The organism is Spiroplasma sp. Moj (assembly GCF_016082285.1).
Taxonomy (GTDB): Bacteria; Bacillota_I; Bacilli_A; order Mycoplasmatales; family Mycoplasmataceae; genus Spiroplasma; species Spiroplasma phoeniceum.
Map to the genome: position 1 here is coordinate 1 of NZ_MQTY02000078.1, position 4,835 is coordinate 4,835.

Below are 4,835 nucleotides of genomic sequence, written 5' to 3' on the forward strand. Positions count from 1 at the left end.
TATATTTTATAGGAATTTTAAAATAACTAGGTTATGCAAGAAGTCTATTATATTAATTATATTAATAAAATACTGTAATTCATAGTACATTTTATTATTATGTTCTGATCCTAATGGTAAAACTGTTGTTTGATTTGTAAGGCGATTATATTTTGTAATTGCTTCTAATTTTGTTAGATTAGTAACATTAATTGTAGTATCATAACTTAAAAATTCACTAGGACTAATGCCTGTCGATGCTTTTGAACAAACAATACTAGTTAAAATATTATTACTATGTTGTAAAAGAACAGCATTATTAATATCAACACCATTCTTTAACTTATGACTCATTGCTTTAACATCTTTGACTGGTCCAAATAAAGCAACTGCTAATTCAACAGGATAAATTAACATATCATATAAAGAACCTTTTCCTAAAGTTTCATCAAAAACAGAGTTATATTGGTCTAATAAAACTTCTTTCATTCGACTTGAATACTGGTTGCAATGAAAACAAGCTAAAAAAGGTTTAATTTTATTAACATTTGTTTGTAAAATTTGATAAGCTGGCAAATGTAAGAGTTTAAAAGCTTCCATCAAAAAAACATTATTAATTTCTGCTATTTGTTTTAATTCAATTAATTCATGTGCAAAAAAAGTTGCCGGTTTTTCAACTAAAACATGCTTTTGTTGTTGCAAAAAATAATTTGCTTGTTGATAATGCAAACCATTTGGTGAAGCAATATAAATAATATCAATATAATCTAACATATCTTCAAAATTATCTACAATATGGACTAATAAATTATTTTTTGAAGCAAAAAATTTAGCTTTTTCTAAACTACGTGAATAAAGGGAAGTAATTTTAACTCCTTGTACATCACGACAAGCATCAATAAATTCACTCACAATATTGCCTGTACCAATGGTTCCAATCTTTAACATAAAAGCACCTCACTATGTACTTTTCATTTTTGTTAAGTGTTGGTAAATTAGTTATTTCATATCAACATTAAAAATAATTTCACTTGTTTGGAAAAAGTTACTTTGACCGCTTTTAACTGAAACTATATAACGTTTTTGTTCTTCTGATATGTTCCTTGTAAGCCAAGACCATCCAAATTACTTTGGTTAAAGGCTGGGCCACCTAATGTCTTAGTAGCAACAGCATCTAATTCACTTGGATCTTTAACTTCTAATGTTGGTGATGCTAATGATAATCAATTTTTTAAATCTGGACGAAGATCAACATAAGATTTTGTTTCTAAATTTCCTCACATTACTGAACCTTTTACTGATTTTGCATCTGGTTTTGTTTCCGTTTTGACATAAACTTGATTAAAAGTAAATTTATCATTTAAAAAGTTAACCGTAATATTAACTTCATCTCAAGGCAAATATACTGGAGATAAATTTTGAATTCCTTTTGTAATTGCTGAAGTTAAATTAATTTCATCATTAACAATTGCATTATCTTTTTTTAAACTAAATTTTTTGGCAATAATTTTATCATAAGAAAATGAATTCAAGTCTAATTTGTCCCCAACAATATTATTATTGTTGCCACCATTTCTTGGAGGCATACATGCAACAACATTTGATCCAATAGTAGTCCCAATCATTATTGCTCCTAATAAACTTAATATTTTTTTCATTTTTTCATTTTCCGTTATTAATTTCTCTTTTTTAATTATAAACTAATTATTATTTTTATCATCATCAAAGAAAGGATTTTTGCTCTTTTTTGCTTGCTGCTCATTTGTTAAAACAGTATTATTTTTTTCCTGTTCTTTTGCTCATTGTTCTAAATTTTGTCAATTTTTTTTAACAATAAAAATTCGTTCTTCAACACGAACAATTGATTCCAAGATTGAACAAGCAATTGTACCAACAAAGACTGTTGGAAATCATACATATCAAAAAATACAAATTTGGGCTGGATTTAAAACTTTTGTATTAGCTAAAATTAAAAAAAATAAACTAATCACAAAAATCAAATATTGACCAATATAAAAAATTTGCATAAAAATAATATGTTTACGTAATAATTGAAATGGTGTCTTTTTTAACTCATGAATACGAACTAAATGATAAATAATAAAAATAATAATAACAAAACCAATTAAAACATAGCCAATTTTGTAGCCAGTTACTGCTGCAATATCTCATTTTTGTAATCCTAAAATTAGAAAAATTAGTACTAAAGCTGTATATAATATTATATTTGCAACACTAACTAGTGCTTTAATCGATACTACTTTTGTCATCTTTGCCCTCTCCTATAATTCTTTTTCATACATAATCATTGCTAAAAGTGCAACTGGTGCTGTTTCAGCTCGTAAAATTCGTTGCCCTAATGAAACGGGGTAATATTGATATGAAGATAAAACCGCAATTTCATGTGGAGTAAATCCACCTTCAGGGCCAATTACAACTGTAATTGTTTTAAAATCTTGTTGTAAAAACTGTTTTATTGATAATGTTTCTGCAACGTTTTCATAGCAAACAAGATTAACATCACTTTGATATTGTTGTAACACTTTTAAATCACTTTCAACATCATGTACGAACGGTACTTGATTACGGTAAGATTGTTCTGCTGCTTCCTTACAAATTTTTGTTCAACGTTCAATCTTTTTAAAATTATATTCACATTTTAATTGTACCACACAACGACTAAACTGAAAGGGAATGATTTCATTAACTCCTAATTCTGTTGCTTTTTGTAATAAATAATCTCATTTTGCATTCCGAATTAGACCTGCAATTAATCTTACTTTAATTGGACTTTCATGATTTTGTTGTAATTTTTTAATTAATTTAAATAAATACTTTTGTGGTGCTTGTACTTCTAATATCGTTAAATAATGTTCACCATTATAAATGCAAATAATTTGTGTTTGGTCTCTTAAACGCAAAACTTGTTTAATTTGTTTAACATCATCTTCAGCTAAAATAAAGTAATTATTTTCTAATTGATTGGCAACAAAACGGTGCATTATTGTTCATCTCCTAATATGTCTTCCATTATCTTATCTAATTCTTGGTACAGTTCTGGCAGTGATTTGTTAGTGGTTACTTTATAATCGGGTTTTATCTGTTTAAAAAAAGTTGCTTGAATTTTTAATAACTGTTCTATTTGTTCTGATGATTGTTGATCACGAGCATTAATTCGCGTAATAATGTTCTTTTTACTAGCAGTAATAAATATTTTTGCTGTAAAAGAAAATGCTAATGTGCTTAAACCAATTGCTTCAATTAAAAATTTTTGGTTTGGATTATTATTAATAATTGTAATAATTTGTTGATTAACTTTTGGTCATAAATAATTATTCAACTTATTGTTAGCAAGAGGATTAGTAAAAATAATTGTTCGTAAACTCTCACGATTAAGAACACCATTAATAATTATTCCCGGAAAAGTTTGCTCTAAAAAAAGCAAAACGATTGGCTCTTGCATAATTTCTTTTGCAATTTTATCCGCATTTAAATAAGTGAAATTATATTTATTTTGTAAGTATTCACAGGCACTTGTTTTTCCTGCTCCAATATAACCATAAACACCAATAATCATTTATGTTTAATTCCTTTCTAATTGCTTGTTACTAAAATTAATTTAAATTTAATAAATTTTCTGCAACAATAACATCAAAAATGGTTTGGGCGACAGGCATTGTTTCCATTGGTGTATAATGAATACCATCATATTCATTTTGATCTTCGGGATGTGGATTTGCTGATAATTGTAAATTAACAACAGGAATATTTAATTTTGCACAATATTTTTGATAAGCTTCTGGTAAGGATGTCAACAATTCACCATCATGCAATGTTAATACTTTTGGTGGGCAAACTACTAAAACATGATAATTCACTTCTTCTTTATTATCTTTATGCAATACTTTCATTTTATTAATCAATTCCCCTAATGAATCAACAATTTTTGTTTCAATTGGATAATCTGGGATTTCTTTTAATTTTGCATAAGCATCATAACCAAAATAATCATTTGTTCCTAAAAAAATCATGAATAAATCAATTGGATGTGTTTTTTGATATAAAACTGATAAATTGTCCATTCCATTATCTTGGGGAAAACCAAAATCAATTAATGGCTTAATAATTGTTCGTCCTTGTTGGGCATCAGTTTGAATTTCAATTTCTCCTGTTTGATAATATTTTGTTAATAAATTTTCTAATTTTACTGGTCAATTATCAGCATCTGCCATTTTGCCAGTTCCCATCGGTAAATAACCAAAAGTTAGTGAATCTCCTAAAATTGCAATTTTCTTTTTCATCCAAACCTTCCTCTCTGTTATACCATTATTTTATCTTACTTCATTATAATTAAGATTTAATTTTTAAAACTTTCTGAAAAAATAAAATAATCCATGCTAAACCAAATAAACCACGTAATGCATTAGGCAATGTTTGATAAATTCGTAAGTATTGCGATAAAGAATAAAATAAAAATGCAATAATAAATAAACAAAAAATTCATAACAAAATAATTACAATAATATTTAGTCATTCATTGTTATTATTATTTTGTAATTGCGCTGTAAACTCACTTGATGAACAAAAGCGAGTAAAAAAATAAGCTAATGGTCATGATAATAGATATCAAAAATATAAAATTGGAGATAATAACAAAAATAAAATAACTTTTATAAAAATAAGGCCTGTTGATTGTTTCACTGTTTTTTCGCTTTTTTCTTTTTTAATTTTATAATTTTCTATTAAATAATGCAATTCAAACTGAAAGTGCACTCANATATATTAGACTTCNTGCATAACCTAGTTATTTTAAAATTCCTATAAAATATATTTAAAATAGAAATTATAGGAATCTA

At 26.4% G+C, this 4,835-nt stretch carries 7 protein-coding genes; all 7 read right to left on the reverse strand.

Annotated features, from left to right (window positions below; genetic code table 4):
- Window positions 1-6: 6 nt before the first annotated feature.
- Window positions 7-927 carry a Gfo/Idh/MocA family protein gene (locus tag BST80_RS04035; RefSeq protein WP_415746075.1) on the reverse strand — a complete coding sequence of 307 codons (921 nt, stop codon included), beginning with the start codon at window positions 925-927 and terminating at the stop codon, window positions 7-9.
- 122 nt (window positions 928-1,049) lie between these two features.
- A complete protein-coding gene (locus BST80_RS04040; RefSeq protein ID WP_415746076.1) occupies window positions 1,050-1,637 on the reverse strand; it encodes a lipoprotein in 588 nt (195 codons plus the stop codon).
- A gap of 42 nt (window positions 1,638-1,679) precedes the next feature.
- On the reverse strand, window positions 1,680-2,249 hold the full coding sequence (locus BST80_RS04045) for a hypothetical protein (protein WP_415746077.1): 570 nt from the start codon (window positions 2,247-2,249) through the stop codon (window positions 1,680-1,682).
- A gap of 12 nt (window positions 2,250-2,261) precedes the next feature.
- Entirely contained in the window at window positions 2,262-2,981 is a 720-nt protein-coding gene (locus tag BST80_RS04050) for an RsmE family RNA methyltransferase (protein ID WP_415746078.1), read from the reverse strand.
- Window positions 2,981-3,556: a dephospho-CoA kinase gene (gene coaE, locus BST80_RS04055; RefSeq protein ID WP_415746079.1), complete on the reverse strand. Its 576-nt coding sequence runs from the start codon at window positions 3,554-3,556 to the stop codon at window positions 2,981-2,983. Before coaE ends, BST80_RS04050 begins: the two co-directional genes overlap by 1 nt.
- 37 nt (window positions 3,557-3,593) lie before the next feature.
- Window positions 3,594-4,280: a GDSL-type esterase/lipase family protein gene (locus tag BST80_RS04060; RefSeq protein WP_415746080.1), complete on the reverse strand. Its 687-nt coding sequence runs from the start codon at window positions 4,278-4,280 to the stop codon at window positions 3,594-3,596.
- Between the two features lie 49 nt (window positions 4,281-4,329).
- On the reverse strand, window positions 4,330-4,680 hold the full coding sequence (locus BST80_RS04065) for a hypothetical protein (RefSeq protein ID WP_415746081.1): 351 nt from the start codon (window positions 4,678-4,680) through the stop codon (window positions 4,330-4,332).
- Between the last annotated feature and the right edge of the window lie 155 nt (window positions 4,681-4,835).